Origin of the sequence: Thiocapsa sp. (genome assembly GCF_018399035.1) — a bacterium.
Lineage (GTDB): Bacteria > Pseudomonadota > Gammaproteobacteria > Chromatiales > Chromatiaceae > Thiocapsa.
The window spans coordinates 3,450,592-3,472,015 of record NZ_CP073760.1 but is presented as its reverse complement, the minus strand read 5'-3'; the positions used below and the strand labels follow the sequence as shown (position 1 = coordinate 3,472,015).

Genomic DNA, 21,424 nt, shown 5'->3' with positions numbered 1-21,424 from the left:
TCGCACCTACCCGGTTCAAGGCGCTGGATTCGGCTGCCGCGTATGGATCGCCTCGATCTCCGCGATCACCTCATTCGAGAGCGTGAGCTCCGCGCTGGCGAGGTTGGCCTCCAACTGCTCGGGCGTCGTCGCACCGATGATGTTGGACGTGACGAATGGACGGCTCGTCACCCAGGCGAGTGCCATCTGCGCCGGGTCGAGTCCATGGCGGCGGGCGAGTGCGACATACTCGGCCGTGGCGCGCTTGGCCTCCGGGTTGGAATAGCGGCTGAAGCGCTCGAAGCGTGTGACGCGGGCACCGGCCGGGCGTGCGCCGTCCAGATACTTTCCCGAGAGCACGCCGAAGCCGAGCGGCGAGTAGGCCAGGAGACCGCAGTTCTCCCGAACGGCGACCTCGGCGAGGCCGACCTCGAAGGTCCGGTTCAGCAGACTGTAGGGGTTCTGGATGCTGACCATGCGCGGCAGGCCATGCTGCTGCGCGAGCGTGAGATAACGCATCAGGCCCCAAGGTGTCTCGTTGGAGACGCCGATCTGCCGAATCTTGCCGGCCCGGACCTGGTCGGCGAGGACCTCGAGGGTCTCCAGCAAGGGGACGCTGTACGCGTCCTCCACGGGTGAATAGCCGAGCTTGCCGAAGTAATTGGTCTCGCGGTCCGGCCAGTGGAGCTGGTAGATGTCGATCCGGTCCGTTTGCAGCCGCTTCAAGCTGCCGTCCAGGGCGGTCACGATATTGACGCGGTCCAACCGCGACCTGCCGCCGCGAAGATGCGGCAGCCAAGCGCCAGGGCCGGCCACCTTGGAGGCCAGAACCACCCGGTCACGACAACCGCGCGACGCGAACCAGGTGCCGATGTAGGCTTCGGTCCGGCCGATGGTCTCAGCGCGCGGCGGCACCGGATACATCTCGGCCGTGTCGATGAAGTTGATCCCCGCGGCGAGCGCGCGGTCGAGCTGGGCATGTGCCTCGGCCTCGCTGTTCTGCTCGCCGAAGGTCATGGTGCCGAGGCAAAGTGCGCTGACGCGGATGTCGGTGCGTCCGAGTGGTCTGAGCTCCATTGCGTCCTCCTCAATCGTGTCGGTGATGGATCGAATCGCCCACGCACATGATCAAGAGAAGAATCACCCCGATTCTAAATCGCGTCCAGAGCGACACGCTTCTTTTTCATTTTGCTTTTGGCTTCGGAGATGTCCTCGATCTCGGTGAGACGCGGTTTAGAATTTAATATTTTTGAATACCTTAAACCGCGCCAGCTCCGACAGTCGTCGGAGCTGGCGCGGCCAAGCCACTCCACCAAATGACGCATACCGCACCGGACGCGGTTTAGCGAAGAAGCAACTGCTGCGGATACGCGGTAACGGAGACCGCGCGGGCTCGGCGCGCGAACGTCCGTGCGCTCTTCCCGCCCGGCCGGAGCCCCGGCCGGAGCGCGTTCCACACGCCATCGGCCGGGAACCGCGGCATCAGAACGCAGGCCCGCCGCGCATCTTGCCCTCCGCACAGGGTTCGCCCGGACCTCCGCGCTTGGACCCGGGTCCGCGGGACTCGAAGCGTTTGAGCTGATCCTCGGTCATGACGGTCTTGATCTGTTCTCGGATCTCGCCTCTGGCCATGCCCGAGCCGTCGTTCTTGGTCTGCATGACGGTGCGTACCTGGAGGATCTGCTCCTCGCTCAGATCCAGTCGGTCGGCGAGCCGATCGAGATGCCTTTCCATCCGCGCGTTCCGCTGCTCTTCGATACGGGCCTGTTGCTCGGGCGTGAGAAGGGTGCCGATGCGCGCCTGCACCTCCTCACGCTGTTGCAGCGCCTGTGTGCGTTGCTCCTCCAGGATGGTCCGGATCTCGCTCTGTTGCTCGGTCGTCAGGTCCAGGGTCCGGGTCATCCGTTCGATGCGCTGGTCCGCGAACGCGCTCGGGTCTTGCTCAAAGCCGCGAGGTCCGGCCAAGGCCGAGGTGGCCATGACGGCCGTGACGGCGAACGCCAAGGTTGCGGTGCGAAAGCTCTTGCCGGTATTCATGATATGTCACCTTTGATGTCTTCGTTGCGTCTCGGGAAGGTCCCGATGCGATGTCGAGTCCAGTCCCGACGCTTTGCAGGTTAGGTGACCAGGGTGCAGGAGCTGTGCAGAGATCGTGCAGATTTCGTGGAAGCGGACGAGTCCGAGCCGAACGGTCGAGACTCAGCCAGGTTTGTGCATGAGGGCCTCGTCGATGTCGGGTTCCTCGTAGCGGTAGCCGACGCCGTAGACCGAGTGGATCAACTCGACATCCGGCGCCAGCTCGGTGAGTCGGCGCCGAAGCTTCTTGATGTGGCTGTCGATGGTGCGATCGGACACGACCCGGTTGTCGGGATAGATCCGGTCCATGAGGTGGTCGCGCGAGAGGATTCGCCCCGCGGCCTGATGGAGCGCGGCCAGCAATGCCAGCTCCACGGCGGTCAGCGTGATGACCCTGCCGTCGTGCGAGACCTGCAATCGGTCCGGCTCGAGTGTCAGGAAACCGCTCCGCCGGTGCTCGGGCGCCCGGCTCGTTCGTCTCAGGACGGCCTTGACGCGGGCCACCAACTCGCGCGGGCTGTAAGGTTTACAGACATAGTCGTCGGCACCCAGCTCGAGCCCCAGCAGGCGATCGATCTCCTCGACCCGCGCCGTCGTCATGATGATGGGCACCTGAGCGCGGCTGCGCACCTCGCGACAGATGCTCAACCCGTCCTGACCGGGCAGCATGAGGTCGAGCAGGATCAGATCCGGTCCTTCTCGCTCGATCCAGGCGACTGCACCCGTGCCGGTCGCCAGGTGATGGACCCGGAAGCCGGCCGCACGCAGATAGTCGCCGACCACGTCGGCCAGGCGCTCCTCGTCCTCGACGATGAGGATCAACGGCAATGCATTTTGGTTCATTGAGATCTTTCCCCTCGGTCTGCCGGCAGCTCGATCCGGATCGCACAACCGCCCGCTGCCGCAGCCTGTGCTTCGATCGTCCCGCCATGCGCCAGCACCACGTTCTTCGCGATCGCAAGACCCAATCCCGCGCCGCCCGTGTGGCGGCTACGCGAGGCATCGACCCGATACAGCCGGTCGAAGAGCCGCGGTAGGTCCTCGGTCGGGACGCCGGGCGCCGTATCCTCGAAGGTGATCCGATAGCCGCCGCCCGGACCTGCGTCCAGGGTCACCGTCAGCCCTCCGCCCGGATCCGTGTAGCTCAGGCTATTGTGAAGGAGGTTGCCGAAGAGTTGGGAGATACGGCCCGCGTCCGCGTGCAGAGGAGCACACCCCGCAGGACCCGGATCGCGCCGACCGGCGAGCCGATTGTCGAAGACCAAGTCGAGCCCCGCGGCCTCGAAGCGCGTCCGGAAGGCATCGACATCCTCGCGCAGGATCTCGGCAAGGTCGATCTCCTGCATGCGGTAGGCGAGCGCACCGAGATCCGTCGTTGCGAGATCGTTCAAGTCTTCGACCAGGCGCGAGAGCCGCAGCACGTCCCCGTGCAGGCGATCGACCTCCGCGCGGTCCAGCGGCCTCACGCCATCCTGCATGGCTTCCAGATGCGCACGCAACAGCGCGATCGGCGTGCGCAGCTCATGGGAGATGTCCGCGACCCACCGACGCCGCGCCCGATCGTTACGCCCCAGGGCATCGGCAAGGGCGTTGATATCTCGGCCCAAACGGGCGATCTCGTCGCCGCCGCCGATCGCGACGCGGGCATCATAGTCCCCGGCCGCCAGTCGGCGCGCGGTCCGCTGGAGCTCCTTCACCGGCCGAATCAGTCGACTGGACAGCGGATAGGCCAAGGCGGCCGCGAGCGCCAGCATCGCCGCCACGATCAGCCAGAGCCGCCCGCCTTGGCGCTCGACGAAATGCAGATCGGCGAGCTCCGCGACCGGGGGGCCCGCGATGACCGCAAGCGCACCGATGGGCGTACCGTCGAGATCCAACGGAAAACGCCGGGTGTCGGGCAACAGCTCGGGTCGACCGTAGATCAGGCCGCCCTCGGCGTCGAGCAGCATCAAACGCAGCTCGATTGGCGCCCCCTGATCCCGTCGCTCGTCCCGCAACGCCGACGGCGGTGGCCAGACGAAGCCATCGCTACCGTCCGCCTGATGATGCGGTCCGAGAAAGCGCCGTACCCACGGCGGAGAACGCGAGCCCTCGCCCGGACCGCCCCGACGCCCCTCCGCGGGCCAATTGCGCCCGAGCAGCGCGCCGAGCCACAGCCGCGGCGACGCACGCAGCGGCGCCCAACTCTCCTCCCGGGCATAGATCTCGGCGAGACGCTCGGCAATGATCTCGACCCGCGCCTGCTCACGCGCCTCGGCCAACTCCACCAGTCCGCGTTGAAGCGACCAGTGTACGAATGCTTGCGTGCCCGACAACACCAGAACGCAGGCGAGCAGAAGCGTGAGGAAGACCTTGGTGTGGATGGAGAGTGACATCGTGACGGCAGCTCCGGATAACAGGCGACGGTGCACTAAAAAAGGAACGGGATCGAACCCGACGCTTTCTCTACATTTCGCAATGCGCGATGAACGTCCATGCGTTTCAATGGCGCCTTCCGGATTTCGCGTCGGACCCGTCACAGGCCACGGCTATTTGGCGCCTGTCGCAGGCGCCGAATCCTCGGGTGCGATCGCCGGGAGTGTTCCTTCAAGCTCCGTGGACCGTCAAGCCGGCCGAAGAAGACGACTGCAAGTCGTCGATCCCGGGGGTGTTGTCGCTTCGCGACAATCGGGTTGTGCTGCCGGGGGCGATGTGAGCGTTGCCGCCGACTCGCCGATCCGACGTTGCACCCGAAAGAGCGAGGACAGTCAATCATCGACCTTTAGCGGAGCGCGCAATGGGGATGCAACGCATTGTTAAACAAGGTTTTCGTGGCGTTATGATCGCCATGTGCATCGGGGCTGCGGGCACGGCTCAGGCGCAATCCTTTGTCGTGGACACTGGCGTGATCAGCGGCGTGACGGGTGTCGAGATCCAGGGCAGCCTGTACGACGTCACCTTTGCCGATGGCTCCTTCAATAGCGTCTACCCATCCGAGCTCAGTGGATACGGTCAGCTCGCACGGGCGGTCGCTCAAGCCCTCCTCGTTGCAAGCGAGAGCGGTGCACTCCCGGCCAACCCCGGCGGTGTACGGAACCGACAGCTCCATGGCTGCCGCTCTCGCGACTCCTGCACCGTCCTGATTCCGGAACACTCGACAGGCGCGGCGCCCTCTGCGCAAACGACCTACGCGGTCGAGGTGATCTATTCCGGGGAGCGGTTCCGTTCGGTCCCGTCCAAACTGTGGCCTTTCGATGCATCCACGGACACCGTGCATATGCCCGACATGCTGTACGCGATCATCACTCCGGCCCGCTAGCGAGGGGGGTGGTTACGGGTCGAGAGCGCTATTCTGCAGAATTCGTGAACGCGTCGATCCGTTATTATTCACACGGGCGTTTCTGGGGTTTCGTCCGGCAGTGCTGACGCTCCTAATCTCCAGCCGATTCCCCGCAAGTACCCGCTCGAGAGCGTTTTGACGCAGAAATCCACGCGTCACGGCGTCGTCCGCGCGCTGCACAATCATGCGGCGACTTGCAGATGTCTTCTTCTTCCGCCGGCTTGAGGGCCGGCGCCCAAACGCCCAATGCGGCGATCCCGGTATCGGGCTCAAACCCACATCACGGTCCAGTTCCGAGCGTTGCAGGAGCGATTCCGTGGTGCGTGACCTGCAGCGCTCAAGATCGGACCTCTCCGGCAAGCCCCGGGGCAAGTCCGAGAGCAATTCTCGGGATTGACATGACCTGACTCAGCGGCGAAGCTCCATAAGTCCACGGCTGGAGCAGAAAATGTTGGGAGAGGTCTCACCTGAGTCTGCATCCAAGCCGGGCCCCCACCCCTCTAAGTGTCATCGTTGACAGATGGTTCCGTGATCTGCTCGCGGACCGACGGATTCAGATGCACGTCGTTGTGAATCACGAAACTGTCTCGGTGACGCAAGAGGGCAATGACGATATGAATGGAGGAGGTTCGATGAAAACAACCAAGACCCTTGCGGTGTTCAGTCTCGCCGCATCTCTAGCCTGCAGCAGCTACGTGCTCGCACAAGAGGTCGGTGACGGCAATCGCTACAACCGCGATCGCTTCTACCACTCGGAGATCAGTAATTCCGAGGCCTATCTGGCAATGATGCAGAACACGGCCGTGATTATCGATGTCCGCACTTTGCGCGAGTATTCGGCCGGGCACCCGGAGCGCGGCTACAACATACCCTACCCGCTCATTACGAACGACTCGGCGCCTCTGCAGGATTCGCGGATCTTGCAGGACCCCGACGTCTTCTACTGGGAGGTGTACAACATCGCGAAGGGCAAGCTGGATACGCCCTTGGTCACCGTTTGCAGGACCGGTTCACGCAGCATCGCAGCCGCTAATATTCTGGCCACGGGCGGGGCCGAGATCAACGGCGAGTTCGTGCAGTTCGGCGAACCCTTCACCAACGTACGCAACCATTGGCCTGGCTTCGTCGGCCAGTACCTCTACGCATTCAACGGAGGCACCATCGCGCTCGACGGGGGTAAACCGATTCCGCTTGATCTGGACAACGACGGGATGCTGAACATCGATGCCGCCGACATCTTCTCGCACACGAAAGACAAGAACCCGGACAAGGACGGCTGGCGCAACTTTGGCGATCTGCCCTTCTCGACACAGATCCGTCGCCCTCTTGCGTACATGAACGACGTCTCGCTCTACGAGCCGTACTTCGAAGAGTCCCGCACGCCACCCCAGGCCGCCCGGCCGCCCCGAGGCAACTCGAACCGCTAGACTGAAGCGGGCCCCCGCCCGGCGGGCATTGCTCGTCGGGTCGGGGGCGCCTCGGGTAGAGTCGAGAGCCGAAGTCGAGGGTCGCTCGAAACGAACCCCGGAGCTCTCGAAGCCTCACCGAGGCTGCACATCGCGCCACCGCCACAGGGGTATGCTTAACGCCGCGGAGCGGGTGTCACGAACCCATAAGGGTTTCGGTGCCCGTTCCATCGCGCGAATCCGTGCAGCGTTTCCGCGATGTCTCGTCCTGCCGCCGATCCTCGCTCCCCAGCTTACAAGCATGATTTTTTCCGTGTCCAAGCCGAACCCTGGTTCGCATACCGCAAGCCTGCCCCTCCGCGAGCCCTACATCGCACCCACAGAGTTGATCCTCCCGAAAACCTACCTAATGTCCAACAGATGAGGTCACCCCGACCAAGCCACCTCCGACAGGCGCGACATGACGATCGACGGTACGCTGTTCTCGCCGGCCCTGCTCTGGGTCATGAATCTGCTCTTCGCCTTCATCCTGCTGCTCGCCTTGCGGTTGACGCCGTGGCGGAAGTTTCGCGACATGGAGCAACTGAACGTCTTTCTCGGGGCAGTCGTTGCGCTGCTGGTGCTCTGGCACATGGATGTTCAGGTGCAGTCCGGGTTGTCGTTTCATCTGCTCGGGGTGACGGCCATCACCCTGATGTTCGGATGGTCATTGGCGGTGATCGGGGCGGCGTTGGTCCTGCTCGGGGTGGTCCTGAACGCGGGAACGGGCTGGGACGGGTTTGCGATGAATGCCCTCCTCACGGGGGTCGTGCCGGCGACCCTCACCCAGGTCGCCTTGATCCTGATCCGCTGGTATCTGCCCAAACAGTTCTTCGTCTATGTGCTGGTGAACGGGTTCCTGACCGCCGGTTTGGTGGGCGTGATGACGGGCTATCTTGCGGCCGGGTTGCTGGTGGTCAGCGGCGCTTACAGCTTCGCCGATCTCAGCGAAACGGTGCTACCCTTCTTTCCTTTGATGTTCATGCCGGAGGCCTTCCTGAACGGCTGGATCTTGGCTGTGCTGGTGGCCTTCAAGCCGCAGTGGGTCTACTCCTTCAGTGATGAACAGTATCTGAAAGGCAAATAAGGGAGTTCTCGACATGGGTTGGGTCGGCACAGCCGTCGGCGGCGCCATTGGTCTGGTCGTGGGAGGTCCGGTCGGCGCGGTGTTCGGTGCGGCCTTGGGGCAGGGTGTCGATCGGGGCTGGATCGGCGGTGCGCGGCGCCCGGCCTTGACGGGTGCGCAGCGGGCGCGGGTCCAGGCGCGTTTCTTCGAGACGACCTTCTTGGTGATGGGGCATGTCGCCAAGGCCGACGGACGGGTCAGCGAGGCGGAGGTCGCCTTGGCGCGTTCAGTGATGGATCGGATGTCCTTGGGCACCGACCAGCGCCGCGTGGCGATCGGCCTTTTCAACCAAGGCAAGTCGCCGGATTTCGATCTGGCGGGCGCCATCGCTGCGTTGAAGGCGGTCTGCACGGGTCAGGGGACCTTGATTCACCTGTTCCTCGAGGTGCAGCTCCTGACCGCCTATGTGGACGGCGCCCCGACGCCGGATCAGCGGCGCGCGCTCGAGACCATCCGGCGCGGGCTCGACGTCTCGGCCTTCGCCTATCGGCAGCTCGAAAACCTCTTGGTGCTGCAGCAGCGGATGCATGCCGGCGCGACCGGGCAGTCCGGTCGCGGCAGGTCCTCGACGGCGGCAAGGCCGGCGCCGCTCTCCAGCGCCTACGCCACCTTGGGGGTCGGCCCCAAGGCGAGCGATGCCGAGATCAAGAAGGCGTATCGGCGTCTGATGAGTCAGCATCATCCGGATAAGCTGATGGCGAAGGGTCTGCCGGAGGAGGCGATGCGGATGGCCTCGCAGAAGACGCAGGAGATCCGGCGTGCCTACGAGACCATCACCGAGGCCAGGGCGGCCTAGGCGTATGCGTCCGCGTGCCGAGTGAAAATCCGGCCCGCTTCGGTTAGAGTTCCGCACTTTCAACATCAAAACGGATCCGGACCGAGGCGCGTGTGCCGCGGTGAGCGAGATCTTAGGGGACAACAGCATGACGCCTGATCTGATCGCACCGTCCATCCTCTCGGCGGATTTCGCCCGGCTCGGCGAGGAGGTCGACAATGTGCTCGCCGCCGGGGCGGACATCGTCCATTTCGACGTGATGGACAACCATTACGTGCCGAATCTGACCATCGGCCCGCTGGTCTGCGAGGCACTGCGCAAGCACGGCGTGACCGCACCGATCGACGTGCATCTGATGGTCAAACCGGTCGATCGGATCATCCCGGACTTTGCCGCAGCGGGCGCCACCTACATCACCTTCCATCCGGAGGCGAGCGAGCACATCGACCGCACCCTGCAGTTGATCCGCAACGAGGGCTGCAAGGCCGGTCTGGTCTTCAACCCGGCCACATCGCTGAGCTATCTCGACTATGTGATGGACAAGATCGACATGATCCTGCTGATGTCGGTGAACCCCGGCTTCGGCGGGCAGAGCTTCATTCCGGCGACGATGGACAAGCTGCGCGCGGCGCGCAAGATGATCGATGCCTCCGGGTTCGATATTCGGCTCGAGGTCGACGGCGGCGTGAAGGCCGACAACATCGGCGCGATCAAGGCAGCCGGCGCCGACACCTTCGTCTCCGGCTCCGGGATCTTCGGCAAGGGCCGCGACAGCGATCCGCACCGCTACGACAGTATTATGCGCGAGATGCGGGAGCAGATGGCGGGCTAAACCGTGTCCGGGGCGCAGGTCGGGGTGGGAGTTGGGTCGATGCGGCCGAGCTTCCCCGCGAGCTTTGAGTCGACGCGGTTCAGGTGATGAAGGGCCTGAATGGCTTGTCCGATTGTGTTGTTGAGCCTGGAGCCGTGAGCGCATGCTGCGACCGAAGATGATCCTGATCGACGTGGACGGCACGCTGGTGGACAGCGTCCCGGATCTGGCCTTTTGTGTCGACGCCATGATGGAACGGCTCGGCCGTGCGCCTCACGGGGAGACGGCCGTGCGCAACTGGGTGGGGAACGGCGTGGAACGGCTGGTGCGCCGGGCGCTGATCGGACAACTCGACGGCGAGCCGGACGAGGCGGATTTCGAGGCGGCGCTTCCGATCTTTCTGGAGCTCTATGCGGAGAACACCTCCAAGCGCTCGGTGCTCTATCCGGGCGTGATCGAGGGTATCGCCTTCATGAAGGGTGCGGGTTATCAACTCGGCTGCGTGACCAACAAGGCCGCTCAGTTCACCGAGCCGCTGTTGCGTGATCTGGGGATCCGCGAGAATTTCGGCCTGGTGGTCAGCGGTGATACGCTACCGAAAAAGAAGCCGGATCCCATGCCGTTGCTCCATGCGGCGCAACACTTCGGTGTCGAGCCTGCGGAGGCGCTCATGATCGGCGACTCGGTGAGCGACGTGACGGCCGCGCGTGCCGCCGGCTTCGGGATCATCTGCATGAGCTACGGCTACAACCACGGTCAGGACATCCGCGCGGCCAAGCCCGATGCGGTGATCGACTCCATGGTCGAGCTCAAGCAATTTCTGGCCGGATAATCTTTTGACCGCGTAGGATGGGTAGAGCGCAGCGAAACCCATCCTCCAGACCGCAACGTCTCCGGACTGTCGTTCTGTTCCGTGACGGCGGCGCGGGGAGGATGGGTTTCGCTCTCGCTCTACCCATCCTACGGGTGTGGGTGTTTCGGATCTCGCCGCGGGGAGGATGGGTTTCGCTGCGCTCTACCCATCCTACGGGTGTTGATTTGTGTGATGACTGCGGCTTGCGTTTGGGGTCGCGATGTTGATGATCGAACATGAGGCTTCGGACGATGCGAGCGATGACCGGGTGGCGATGGCGAGGTTGAGACCGCGTGCCGACCTGCCTTGAACCCCATTGCTCGGAGACCCCGATGACCCCCGCTGCCTTTCGTGCCCTGGCCGACCAGGGTAACAACCGTATTCCGATCCTGCGCGAGGTCCTTGCCGACCTCGACACCCCGCTCAGCGTCTATCTCAAGCTCGCCGAGGGGCCTTACTCCTACCTGCTTGAATCCGTGCAGGGCGGCGAGAAGTGGGGGCGTTATTCCATTATCGGCCTGCCCTGTCGCACCCTGCTGCGGGTGAGCGGCCGCGAGATCCGCGTCGAGCGTGACGGCGCGGTCATCGAGTCCGTCGAGACGGCGGATCCGCTGGCCTGGATCGATGCCTATCAAAAGCGCTTCAAGGTTGCCGATCTCGCCTGTCTGCCGCGCTTCACCGGCGGTCTGGTCGGCTATTTCGGCTACGACACCATCCGCTATATCGAGCCGCGTCTGGCGACCTGCCCCAACCCGGATCAGCTGCAGACCCCGGACATCCTGCTGATGGTCTCGGACGAGGTGGTCGTCTTCGACAATCTCAGCGGCCGGATGTACATCATCCTGAACCTCGACCCGAGTGCAGGGGATACCCTGGAGGCCGGCGAGGCGCGCATCGACGCGCTCTGCGAGCGGATGCGCCGCGGTGCCCCGCGACGTTCCGTGGAGCAGGGGCGCACGGTGAGCGAGACCGACTTCGTCTCCGGCTTCACCGAGGATGGCTTCAAGCACGCGGTCGAGCGCATCAAGGACTACATCCTGGCCGGCGACTGCATGCAGGTCGTCATCTCGCAGCGGCTCTCCATCCCCTTCCGGGCGCCGCCGCTGGATCTCTATCGGGCGCTGCGCGGGCTCAATCCATCGCCCTACATGTATTTTCTCGATCTGGGCGATTTTCACATCGTCGGCTCCTCGCCCGAGATCCTGACCCGGCTCGAGGACGGCGTGGTCACGGTCCGCCCGATCGCCGGCACCCGCCGGCGCGGCGAGACCGAGGCCGAAGACCAGGCACTCGAAGCCGAGCTGCTGGCCGATCCCAAGGAGCTGGCCGAGCACCTGATGCTGATCGACCTGGGCCGCAACGACGCCGGGCGCGTGGCCGAGATCGGCAGCGTGCGCGTGACCGACAAGATGATCGTCGAGCGCTATTCGCACGTGATGCACATCGTCTCGAACGTGGTCGGCGATCTGCGCGAGGGCATGAACGCCATCGACGTGCTGCGCGCGACCTTCCCGGCCGGCACCGTCTCCGGGGCGCCCAAGATCCGCGCGATGGAGATCATCGACGAGCTGGAACCCGTCAAGCGCGGCATCTATTCGGGTGCGGTCGGTTATCTGTCCTGGAACGGCAACATGGACACGGCGATTGCGATCCGCACCGCCGTGATCAAAGACGGCATGCTTCACATCCAGGCCGGCGCCGGCATCGTGGCCGATTCGGTCCCGGACGCCGAATGGAAGGAGACCATGAGCAAGGGCCGCGCGGTCTTTCGCGCCGTGGCCTTGGCCGAGGCGGGCATTGAGCGCGGCGCCGGGCGAGTCGTTTGACCCTTGCGTTGCTATCATTGTCAGCACACTGGTTCGCCGGAGCAGGCTCGTGGCTCATCTCGTTGTCAGGAATCTCGACCACAGCATCGTCGAAGCGCTCAAACATCGGGCGGCCGTCCACGGGCGCAGCGCCGAGGCCGAGCACCGTTTGATCCTTGAGCAGGTCTTGTTGCATTCGCCCAAGCGCAGCTTTGCCGAGGTTCTGGCGTCCATGCCGGATGTCGGACGCGACAGCGACTTCCAGCGCGCAGAGGCCACGGAGGCGCAGACGGTGTATTTGATTGATACCAATGTCGTTAGCGAGGCACGCAAGGCATCCTAGGCGAATCCCGGCGTGCGGCACTTCCCGTAGTCAACGACCCGCGAGGTTTCTGATGAATGCGAATGTGGAAAGTGCTGCCAGAGGATTCGTCGATCGGTTGCGCGCGCGGTACGACGTTGCCGGTGCCTTGCTCTATGGCAGCCGTGCCCGTGGGGATGCAGACGATCTGAGCGACCTGGACCTTGCGGTACTGCTCGGGGGGCCACATGGAAATCGCGCCGATGCGGCGGTTGACATGGCGGGCATCGCCTTCGATCTCATGCTTGAGACGGGTATTCTGATCGACCCTCTGCCGATCTGGTTGGAGGAGTGGCGGCATCCGGAGGATTTCGCGAATCCAGGTCTGATCGAGACGATCCAGCGCGATGGGATTCCCGTATGACCGCCGATGCTGGCCTTAAAAAGGCACGGCGGGCGCTCGTTTCGGCACGACTGTTATTGGCGGACGGAGACACCGACGGTGCCTGCAACCGCGCCTATTACGCCATGTTCGATGCGGCCACAGTGGCCTTGATCGTGACACAGCCGGGCATTCGCCCCGAGATGATCAGAACGCATCGAGGGTTAATTGCATCCTTCGGTCAACATCTCGTGACGACCGGCCGAGTGGATATTGAACTCGGTCGTATACTCAATCAGGTGGAGCGGATTCGTTTGCTTGCGGATTATACCGGTGAGCCCATCGACGTTGACAAGGCAATCTGGGCGGTTGACCAAGCCGACCGTTTCATTCGTGACCTTGTCGCCCTGATGGGGGCCGCCGAGCCAGGTCGCAGATGATGTCATTCCCATTACAAAAGAGTGGGTGAAGTTCAGTATGATTTTGATGATCGACAACTACGACTCCTTCACCTACAACCTGGTGCAATACCTGGGCGAGTTGGGTGCGGAGGTGCGCGTGGTGCGCAACGACGAGCTGAGTCTCGACGAGGCGATTGCGCTCGCGCCCGAGCGGATCGTGATCTCGCCCGGGCCCTGCACGCCGAACGAGGCCGGGATCTCGGTCCCGCTGATCAAGGCGATGGCCGGGCGCGTGCCGATCCTCGGTGTCTGTCTGGGCCATCAATCGATTGGCCAGGCGTTCGGCGGACACATCATCAAGGCGCCGAGCGTGATGCACGGCAAGACCTCGGCGATCCACCACACGAGCGTCGGTGTCTTCAGCGGCCTGGAAAACCCCTTCGAGGCGACTCGATACCACTCGCTGGTGATCGAGCAGGAGACCCTGCCGGAGTGTCTGGAGGTGACGGCCTGGACCGAGACCCCCGACGGCGAGCGCGAGGCCATCATGGGCGTGCGCCATCGCGAGCTTGCGGTCGAGGGCGTGCAGTTCCATCCGGAGTCCATCCTGACCCGGCACGGGCACGATCTCCTCCGCAACTTTTTACAATCCGCGTAAACCGCGCCCAGTGCGGTATGCGATGTTTTTGGATGGGATCGGCCCCGGCGGATTTCAGAACCGCTGGAGCCGGCGCGGTTTAAAGTATTAAAAAATATAAAATTTTAAACCGCGTCTCACCGAGATCGAGGACATCTCCGAAGCTAAACGCAAAATGAAAATGACGCATGTCGCTCTGGACGCGGTTTAAGGCGATTTCCGGGAATGATCATCCCGGCCGTGCGTGTTGCCAATGCTTACCGGGCGACTAAAGTCGCCCCATGTTGGTCGATGCTTTCCCGGAAATCACTTAAAACGCGCAGCTCCGGCAGTGAATGCGCACGATGAGGTTAACCCAACATGAAACCCTCACCTAAACCAAAAGGCGCGTTTTAATCATGGAGCTAAAAGAGGCGATCAACCGCTGCCTGGAACATCGTGATCTGACCGGGGAGGAGATGACCTCGGTCATGCGCACCATCATGACCGGCGGGGCGACCTCGGCGCAGATCGCCGGATTCCTGATCGCCTTGCGCATGAAGGGCGAGGCGGTGCCCGAGATCGCGGCGGCGGCGGGCGTGATGCGCGCGCTGGCGACCGGCGTGGATATCGGCGGGCTCGATCATGTGGTCGACATCGTCGGCACGGGCGGCGATTCCTCGGGGACCTTCAACGTCTCGACCACCAGCATGTTCGTCGCGGCGGCGGCCGGCTGTCATGTCGCCAAACACGGCAACCGGTCGGTCTCGAGTCGCTCCGGTGCAGCCGACGTGCTCGAGGCGGCCGGTGTGCGCCTGGACCTGACGTCCGAACAGATCGCGCGTTGCGTGCGCGAGGTCGGCGTCGGCTTCATGTTCGCGCCCGGTCATCACAGCGCCATGAAGCACGCGATCGGTCCGCGCAAGGAGCTGGGTGTGCGGACGATTTTCAATGTCCTGGGTCCGCTGACCAATCCGGCCGGTGCACCCAATCAGGTCCTCGGCGTCTTCAGCGAGGATCTACTCGAGCCGCTCGCGCTGGTGCTGCAGCGTCTCGGCAGTCGTCATGTCCTGGTGGTCCACGCCCGCGACGGGCTCGACGAGATCAGCATCGGCGACATCACCGACGTGGCCGAGTTGAAGGACGGCGTGATCCACCGCTACGCCATCCATCCCGAGGACTTCGGGATCAAGCGTTCGGATCTGGATTCGATCCGGGTCGGGGATCCGGCCGAGAGCCTGGTGATGCTGCGCGGGGTGCTCGCCAATCAGCCGAGTCCGGCACGCGATATCGTTCAGCTCAATGCCGGCGCGGCGATCTATGCCGCCGGACGAGCGCAGACCCTGGCGGACGGGCTGGCGCAGGCGGATGCCGCGATCGCAAGCGGGGAGGCGGAGCGTCGGCTCGAGCGCTTGATCGCGCTCACGACGAGCTTCGAGCGCGCGACGGGTGGCGTCTGACCATGGCCGATACACCCGACATCCTCAAGAAGATTATTCATCGGAAGCTCGAAGAGGTCTCTGCCCGGTCGGCGCGCATGCCCATGGATCGACTGGTTGCCGGCCTACACGAGGTCGATCCCCCGCGCGGGTTCGTCGACGCGCTCCGTGCGAAGGTCGAGGCCGGCGCTCCGGCAGTGATCTCCGAGATCAAGAGGGCCAGTCCGAGCAAGGGTGTGCTGCGCGCGGATTTTCGGCCCGCCGAGATCGCGCAGAGCTACGCCCGCAACGGCGCGGCCTGTCTCTCGGTGCTGACCGACCGGGATTTCTTCCAGGGGAGCGACGAGCATCTCAAGGCGGCGCGCGCGGCCTGCGCCCTGCCGGTGATCCGCAAGGACTTCATCGTCGACCCCTATCAGGTCTACGAGGCCCGCGCTCTGGGTGCGGACTGCATCCTGCTGATCGCGGCCTGTCTGGACGATGTCCGGCTCGCCAAGCTGAACGATCTGGCCCGACAGCTTGGGTTGGACGTGCTGGTGGAGGTCCACGACGCGGAAGAGCTGGAGCGGGCGCTGGCGATCCCGGGCCGACTGATCGGGATCAACAACCGCAATCTGCGGACCTTCGAGGTGACGCTGGACACGACGCTCGGGCTGCTGGATCGGGTCCCGAGCGACCGGCTTCTCGTGACCGAGAGCGGCATCCTGACCCCGGACGATGTCGAGCGGATGCGCGCGAGCGGTGTGAACGCCTTCCTCGTCGGCGAAGCCTTCATGCGTGCCGATGATCCGGGCGAGGAGCTGGCACGGCTATTCTTCGGGGCTTCCTGCTGAGCTCGCTCCCCCCGGGATCGTCGACTTGCAGTCGACTCTTCGGCCTCCCGGACGAGCTCGGGTGACTCGTTGTCGTCCGGAATCCGATTACGATTACGACAACGACAACGACAACGACAACGACAACGACAACGACAACGACAAATTCTGCGACGGTTTGCTCGAGACTGACGGCGTGAGTTCCCTGTGATGCCGGCGCGGGTTGGGCACGCTGCGCTTTGCCCAACCTACGGCTGGCGGCTCCCTACGGCTGGCGGCCCCCTACCGCGTCCCGAACACCACGATCGTCTTGCCCTTCACGCTGACCAGCCCCTGCTCCTCCAAGCTCTTGAGCACCCGCCCGGCCATCTCGCGCGAGCAGCCGACGTTGCGGGAGAGCTCCTGTCGGGTGACGCGGATCTGCATCCCGTCGGGATGGGTCATGGCATCGGGCTGTTTGCAGAGGTCCAGCAAGGTGCCGGCGATGCGGCCCGTCACGTCCAGGAACGCCAGGTGACCGACCTTGCGGCTGGTCTGGCGCAGGCGCTGGGAGAGCTGCAGTCCGACGCTGTAGAGAAAATCCTTGGCGTACTCTTTGAGCTCGACATCGAGCAGGCGATCGAGCCGTTGGTAGCTGATCTCCGCGACCTTGCACTTGGTGCGGGTGCGGACGATGACGCTGCGCGTCTTTTGCGGGACGAAGAGCCCCATCTCGCCGATGAACTCGCCCTTGTTGATGTAGGCGAGCAGGAGCTCGCGACGCTCCTCGGGGTCGTCGATCATCGCCGCGACCGAGCCTTCGATGAGATAATAGAGCGTGTCCGCCGCTTCACCTTCACGGATGAAGTCCACGTTTTTGTCGTAGCTCTTGGCATGACAGTACTGCAACAAGGGTTCCAACCAGCGGGGATCTTGTTTCGGCGGCGTCAAAATGGTCATGGATCGCTGTGTCTGTCTGTGCCGGACATGGCTCTGGATTCTAGGCGTGCGTCTTGCCCTTGTCGAACCCGAGGGAGGGGCACGCGCCTGGCCTCTTCATGTTCAAGCGGAACGAGTCAGGGCGGAGAATCGAGATGAAGGCGCGTGTGAAATGGATCGAAGGGGCGGCGATGCTGGGCGAGGCCGGCTCGGGTCATGCCATCGTGATGGACGGACCGCCCGATCTCGGCGGTCGCAACATCGGGGTGCGCCCGATGGAGATGCTGCTGATGGGCTTGGGGGGCTGCACCCAGTTCGACGTCCTGCTCATCCTGCGCAAGGCGCGGCAGGCGGTGACGGACTGCGTGGTCGAGTTGACGGCCCAGCGGGCGGAAACCGACCCCAAGGTCTTCACCGCGATCCATGTCCATTTCATCCTGACCGGGCGCGCGCTCGATCCGCAGCGGGTCGAGCGCGCGATCAAGCTCAGTGCCGAAAAATACTGCTCCGCATCCATCATGCTGGGCGCGACCGCCACCATCACGCACGACGTCGAGATCCGCGATCTCGATGCCGCTCTTGCATCCGTCGAACCGGAACGGTAGCGTGCGCGCTCTCGTTGTCCAGGAGGTCTCACGCCGATGCCCATGACTCTGAAAAAGCTGCGTCTGGAGGGGTTCAACAACCTGACCAAGACGCTCAGCTTCAACATCTACGACGTCTGTTACGCGGACTCGGACGAGCAGCGCGAGGCCTATATCCAGTATATCGACGAGGCCTACAACGCCGAACGTCTGACCGCGATCCTGACGGATGTCGCGGAGATCATCGGCGCGACCATCCTCAACGTCGCGCACCAGGATTACGACCCGCAGGGCGCGTCGGTGACCATGCTGATCTCCGAGGAGCCGATCGCGGCGGGGCAGATCTCCAACACCGCCTCGCCGGGCCCCTTGCCCGAGGCCGTAGTCGCCCATCTGGACAAGAGCCACATCACGGTTCACACCTACCCGGAGAGCAATCCCCAGACCGGCATCAGCACCTTCCGAGCGGATATCGATGTCTCCACCTGCGGTCGGATCTCGCCGCTGCGGGCCTTGAACTACCTGATCCACGCGCTGGAGTCCGACGTGGTGATCATGGACTATCGGGTGCGCGGCTTCACGCGCGATGTCGGCGGGCGTAAGCACTTCATCGACCACAACATCAGCTCGATCCAAAACTATCTGTCGCGCGACACCAAGACCCGCTATCAGATGGTCGACGTGAACGTCTACCAAGAAAACCTCTTCCACACCAAGATGGTGATCAAGGACTTCAGGCTCGACGATTATCTCTTCTGCGTCGAGGCCAAGGATCTCTCGGAGCGCGAGCACCAACGCATCCAAAAGCTGCTGCGCCGCGAGCTCAGCGAGATCTTTTACGGGCGCAATCTCGGGCGCAATCTGGAATATCTCGGGGGCTGAATTCCGCTGTCGCGGAATTCAGGATGATTTTAGGGTCGGGTGCGGTTCGCTGTGCTCACCGGTACCCGCCGGCCGGGTCCCGGGTGCGTCTAAACCGACTACCCGGCCGACGACTGCAGCGCGGCAGATGTGTCGAAACCGTTCGTTGTCGGTGTCGTAATCGACCATCGATACAATTACGACAACGACAACGACAACGACAACGACAACGACAACGAAAATGATCTCGGGCGGTCTCGGAATCTCTGCAGCGCTCCTCTACCCGGTCGATCTCACTCGCCGGACGCCCTGAAAGAATCTAAAAATTCACCTAAACCGCGTCCAGAGCGAGATGCTCACTTTCGAGTGAGCTCGAAGTTTGGTGAATCCACGACCCTTAGCGGGGGGCGCGGTTTAAAATTTTATATTTTTTAATACCTTAAACCGCGCCGGCTCCAGCGGTTCTGAAATCCGCCGGGGCCGATCCCATCCAAAAACATCGCATACCGCACTGGGCGCGGTTTAAACCCAGTAGACCGTGCCCGTCATGACCTTGGAGGTCAGCCGCATCGCCGAACGAATCGGCGCCGGCAGCTCGGCACCGCCGGCCGCATGGGCAATCTGCGCATGGTGGACCTCGTCGGCCTTCATCTGCTCGAGGATGGTGCGCGTCTTCTCGTCGTCGATCGGGATCTGCGCCAGATGCTCGTCGAGATGATCTTCGACCTGACGCTCGGTCTCGACGACGAAGCCGAGGCTCCATTTGTCGCCGGCCAGCCCGGCCGCCGCGCCCATCGCAAAAGAGCCCGCGTACCAGAGCGGGTTCAAGAGACTCTTGCGGTCCCCCAGGTCTTCCAGGCGTGCGGCACACCAGGCGAGGTGATCGTTCTCTTCCTTGGCGGAGCGTTCCAGACGTTTACGCGTGTCCGGCAGCTTGGCGGTCAGCGCCTGACCCTGATAGAGGGCCTGGGCACAGACCTCGCCGGTGTGGTTGATGCGCATCAGGCGGGCGACATGCCGGCGTTGCTCGTCGGTGAGATCCGCCTCCGGAATGCCCTCTGCCGGGTTGGGGCGTTCGGTGGTTTGCGGGCGTCCGAACAGCGTCCTCAGGGCGTGATCGGCGTTGATCAGGACCTGGTCGATGGGCGTCAAACGGCGTGTCGTCATGGGTCGCTCCGGTCGAAAATCGTTGAGTTGCGGTCAGTATCGGGGATTCCCCGCCCTGTGGCGAGTCTGCGGGCGGCGGGGCTCGGTTCCATGTCCAATCGTTGTCGTTGTCGTAATCGATTACCCTAAACCGCGTCCAGAGCAAGATGCTCACTTTCGAGTGAGTTCGAAGCGGGTAGGTTGGGCAAAGCGCAGCGTGCCCAACCCGCGCCTGCATCGGGGAGCCGATGGGCATGCTGCGCTCGAGGCGCTACGGGTTGGATGTCGGCGTGTGGGGGGATGGGTTTCGCTGCGCTCTGTCGGTCGGGAACGGGGCGTTGGCGCTGGGAGGATGGGTTTCGCTGCGCTCTACCCATCCTACGACCAAGGCTCGGGGTCGAGCGCCGCGGCGATCAGCTCGACGGGATGCAGAACCGCGATATCCAGCCCCGCCTCGCGAACGCCCGCGGCCAGGTGCAGGGCGCACCCCGGATTGGTGGTCACGATCACGTCCGGGGGGTCCAGCCGCAGCGGCGTCAGCAGATCGGCGAGCAGCGCCTCTGCCATGACCGGGTGCTGGAGCAGGTAGGTCCCCGCGGCACCGCAGCAACCTTGGCCCGGCGGCATCGGCGCCACCGCGAGACCGGGGATGCGCCCGAGCAGCCGATGGACGGCGGCATTCCCGCCGAGCTGGTTGCGATGCGAGCAGGGCTCATGGACCAGCACGCGACGCCGATCGGCGCGGATCCGCAACGACTCGGGCCACTCGAGCCCGTCCAGGAAGGCGCACAGCTCCCGGGTGTCGCGCAGCGCCGGATCGCCCCGAAGCTCGGCCACACAGGCGCTCGCCAGACCGACGAGGGGGCGGTCGCCGTGGATCCGCACGCAGGCATCGCGCTGTGCGTCGGCCTGTGCGGGCAACCCGTTGTGTCTGAGCATGGCGCCGCAGCAGGTGTCGGGCGAGACGATGCGAAGACGCAGATTCAGGCGCGCCGCGACGTGCAGTGTCGCCTCGACGGCACGTCCCTGCGCGGCGGAGCCCATGCAGCCGAGGAAGAGATCGACGTCCGCCCCTTCCGGATGACGCGGGGCGATCTGCCGGGCGACGGCTCCCATCGCGGTCGCCATCCGATGATAGGGGCGAAATGCGGGGAGTCGGTCGAGCCGCATCAGCTCCGCCAGTCGGGATAGGCCAAAGCGGCGGTACAGGCGGGGGAGCCAGGCGAATCCGCCCATCAACCGCGCGCTGGACAAGGCGCCGAGCGCGAGCCGCTTGAAGGTCCGCCCGGGTGCGGGCGACGCGGCCGTGCGCAGTGCCTTTGCCTGATCGGCGAGACGACCGTAGGCGACCTCCGAGGGGCAGACGCGCTCGCAATTCAGACAGCCCAGGCAGCCGTCGAGATGTCCCGCGAGGGTCGGTGTCATCGCCAGGTCGCCGCCCGCCCACCCTTGGATCAGGGCGATCCGCCCGCGCGGTGAATCCGCCTCCTGGCGTGCCTGTTGAAAGGTGGGGCAGTGCGGCAGGCACAGCCCGCATTTGACGCACTGATCGGCGAGCTGCACCAGCTCACGGATTGCGCCGGCCTGCGAAAGGCTGCGCGGGTCTTCGGTCGAGGTCTTCAATCGCGGGGGTCGTCCAGTGTGGCTCGGTGGGTTCGTTCGGAGTGCGCCCATGCCGGCGAGCCTGTTGCCTCGGACGTCGGTGGCGCTCGGTCGCTGCGGACCTTGATTATGTTACCCTTCCGCGGTCGCTTTGCGTTCAATCCAGGTCATTT

At 64.0% G+C, this 21,424-nt stretch carries 23 protein-coding genes; 16 read left to right on the top strand and 7 right to left on the bottom strand.

Annotated features, from left to right (window positions below):
* Positions 1–15 precede the first annotated feature (15 nt).
* The 4 genes from KFB96_RS15760 to KFB96_RS15745 form a co-directional block, all read right to left on the bottom strand.
* The gene (locus KFB96_RS15760; RefSeq protein WP_213457553.1) at positions 16–1,056 is read right to left on the bottom strand and encodes an NADP(H)-dependent aldo-keto reductase; all 1,041 of its coding nucleotides are present in this window, start codon (positions 1,054–1,056) and stop codon (positions 16–18) included.
* A 405-nt stretch (positions 1,057–1,461) separates the two neighbouring features.
* Positions 1,462–2,016 (bottom strand): hypothetical protein, encoded by a 555-nt coding sequence (locus tag KFB96_RS15755; RefSeq protein WP_213457554.1) that lies wholly within the window; start codon positions 2,014–2,016, stop codon positions 1,462–1,464.
* A 162-nt stretch (positions 2,017–2,178) separates the two neighbouring features.
* Positions 2,179–2,898, bottom strand: coding sequence for a response regulator (locus KFB96_RS15750; protein WP_213457555.1), 720 nt, complete (start codon positions 2,896–2,898; stop codon positions 2,179–2,181).
* Positions 2,895–4,430 carry an ATP-binding protein gene (locus KFB96_RS15745; RefSeq protein WP_213457556.1) on the bottom strand — a complete coding sequence of 512 codons (1,536 nt, stop codon included), beginning with the start codon at positions 4,428–4,430 and terminating at the stop codon, positions 2,895–2,897. The genes KFB96_RS15750 and KFB96_RS15745 overlap by 4 nt, the downstream gene beginning before the upstream one ends.
* A gap of 407 nt (positions 4,431–4,837) precedes the next feature.
* On the opposite strand from KFB96_RS15745, the gene KFB96_RS15740 reads away from it, so the two are divergent.
* From KFB96_RS15740 to KFB96_RS26870, 14 genes are all read left to right on the top strand, one after another.
* Positions 4,838–5,353, top strand: a complete 516-nt coding sequence (locus tag KFB96_RS15740) for a hypothetical protein (protein WP_300970393.1) — start codon at positions 4,838–4,840, stop codon at positions 5,351–5,353.
* Between the two features lie 653 nt (positions 5,354–6,006).
* A complete protein-coding gene (locus tag KFB96_RS15735) occupies positions 6,007–6,801 on the top strand; it encodes a rhodanese-like domain-containing protein (protein WP_213457558.1) in 795 nt (264 codons plus the stop codon).
* Between the two features lie 439 nt (positions 6,802–7,240).
* Positions 7,241–7,906, top strand: a complete 666-nt coding sequence (locus KFB96_RS15730) for an energy-coupling factor ABC transporter permease (protein WP_213457559.1) — start codon at positions 7,241–7,243, stop codon at positions 7,904–7,906.
* Between the two features lie 13 nt (positions 7,907–7,919).
* Positions 7,920–8,741: a co-chaperone DjlA gene (djlA, locus tag KFB96_RS15725; RefSeq protein ID WP_213457560.1), complete on the top strand. Its 822-nt coding sequence runs from the start codon at positions 7,920–7,922 to the stop codon at positions 8,739–8,741.
* 127 nt (positions 8,742–8,868) lie between these two features.
* Positions 8,869–9,552 carry a ribulose-phosphate 3-epimerase gene (gene rpe / locus KFB96_RS15720; RefSeq protein ID WP_213457561.1) on the top strand — a complete coding sequence of 228 codons (684 nt, stop codon included), beginning with the start codon at positions 8,869–8,871 and terminating at the stop codon, positions 9,550–9,552.
* Between the two features lie 142 nt (positions 9,553–9,694).
* Positions 9,695–10,363: a phosphoglycolate phosphatase gene (locus KFB96_RS15715; protein ID WP_213457562.1), complete on the top strand. Its 669-nt coding sequence runs from the start codon at positions 9,695–9,697 to the stop codon at positions 10,361–10,363.
* A 353-nt stretch (positions 10,364–10,716) separates the two neighbouring features.
* Positions 10,717–12,210, top strand: a complete 1,494-nt coding sequence (gene trpE, locus KFB96_RS15710; protein ID WP_213457563.1) for an anthranilate synthase component I — start codon at positions 10,717–10,719, stop codon at positions 12,208–12,210.
* 49 nt (positions 12,211–12,259) lie between these two features.
* On the top strand, positions 12,260–12,532 hold the full coding sequence (locus tag KFB96_RS15705) for a DNA-binding protein (protein WP_213457564.1): 273 nt from the start codon (positions 12,260–12,262) through the stop codon (positions 12,530–12,532).
* Positions 12,533–12,584: 52 nt separating this feature from the next.
* Positions 12,585–12,914 (top strand): nucleotidyltransferase domain-containing protein, encoded by a 330-nt coding sequence (locus tag KFB96_RS15700; protein WP_213457565.1) that lies wholly within the window; start codon positions 12,585–12,587, stop codon positions 12,912–12,914.
* The gene (locus KFB96_RS15695; RefSeq protein ID WP_213457566.1) at positions 12,911–13,312 is read left to right on the top strand and encodes a HEPN domain-containing protein; all 402 of its coding nucleotides are present in this window, start codon (positions 12,911–12,913) and stop codon (positions 13,310–13,312) included. The genes KFB96_RS15700 and KFB96_RS15695 overlap by 4 nt, the downstream gene beginning before the upstream one ends.
* Before the next feature lie 37 nt (positions 13,313–13,349).
* Positions 13,350–13,931 (top strand): aminodeoxychorismate/anthranilate synthase component II, encoded by a 582-nt coding sequence (locus tag KFB96_RS15690; protein ID WP_213457567.1) that lies wholly within the window; start codon positions 13,350–13,352, stop codon positions 13,929–13,931.
* A gap of 377 nt (positions 13,932–14,308) precedes the next feature.
* Positions 14,309–15,349: an anthranilate phosphoribosyltransferase gene (trpD, locus tag KFB96_RS15685; protein ID WP_213457568.1), complete on the top strand. Its 1,041-nt coding sequence runs from the start codon at positions 14,309–14,311 to the stop codon at positions 15,347–15,349.
* Between the two features lie 2 nt (positions 15,350–15,351).
* Positions 15,352–16,161, top strand: coding sequence for an indole-3-glycerol phosphate synthase TrpC (trpC, locus tag KFB96_RS15680; RefSeq protein WP_213457569.1), 810 nt, complete (start codon positions 15,352–15,354; stop codon positions 16,159–16,161).
* A gap of 61 nt (positions 16,162–16,222) precedes the next feature.
* Positions 16,223–16,351 (top strand): hypothetical protein, encoded by a 129-nt coding sequence (locus KFB96_RS26870; protein ID WP_300970392.1) that lies wholly within the window; start codon positions 16,223–16,225, stop codon positions 16,349–16,351.
* Between the two features lie 71 nt (positions 16,352–16,422).
* On the opposite strand, the gene crp is transcribed toward KFB96_RS26870, so the two are convergent.
* Positions 16,423–17,079, bottom strand: a complete 657-nt coding sequence (gene crp, locus KFB96_RS15675) for a cAMP-activated global transcriptional regulator CRP (RefSeq protein ID WP_213457570.1) — start codon at positions 17,077–17,079, stop codon at positions 16,423–16,425.
* 134 nt (positions 17,080–17,213) lie between these two features.
* Between crp and KFB96_RS15670 the strand changes: the two genes are divergently transcribed.
* Both KFB96_RS15670 and speD read left to right on the top strand, forming a co-directional pair.
* Positions 17,214–17,663: an OsmC family protein gene (locus tag KFB96_RS15670; protein ID WP_213457571.1), complete on the top strand. Its 450-nt coding sequence runs from the start codon at positions 17,214–17,216 to the stop codon at positions 17,661–17,663.
* A gap of 36 nt (positions 17,664–17,699) precedes the next feature.
* Entirely contained in the window at positions 17,700–18,524 is an 825-nt protein-coding gene (speD, locus tag KFB96_RS15665) for an adenosylmethionine decarboxylase (RefSeq protein ID WP_213457572.1), read from the top strand.
* Between the two features lie 501 nt (positions 18,525–19,025).
* Here the strand turns inward: speD and coq7 are convergent.
* Complete coding sequence (coq7, locus tag KFB96_RS15660) at positions 19,026–19,670, bottom strand: 2-polyprenyl-3-methyl-6-methoxy-1,4-benzoquinone monooxygenase (RefSeq protein ID WP_213457573.1); 645 nt, start codon at positions 19,668–19,670, stop codon at positions 19,026–19,028.
* A 357-nt stretch (positions 19,671–20,027) separates the two neighbouring features.
* The gene (locus KFB96_RS15655; RefSeq protein ID WP_213457574.1) at positions 20,028–21,272 is read right to left on the bottom strand and encodes a (Fe-S)-binding protein; all 1,245 of its coding nucleotides are present in this window, start codon (positions 21,270–21,272) and stop codon (positions 20,028–20,030) included.
* Positions 21,273–21,424: the final 152 nt, after the last annotated feature.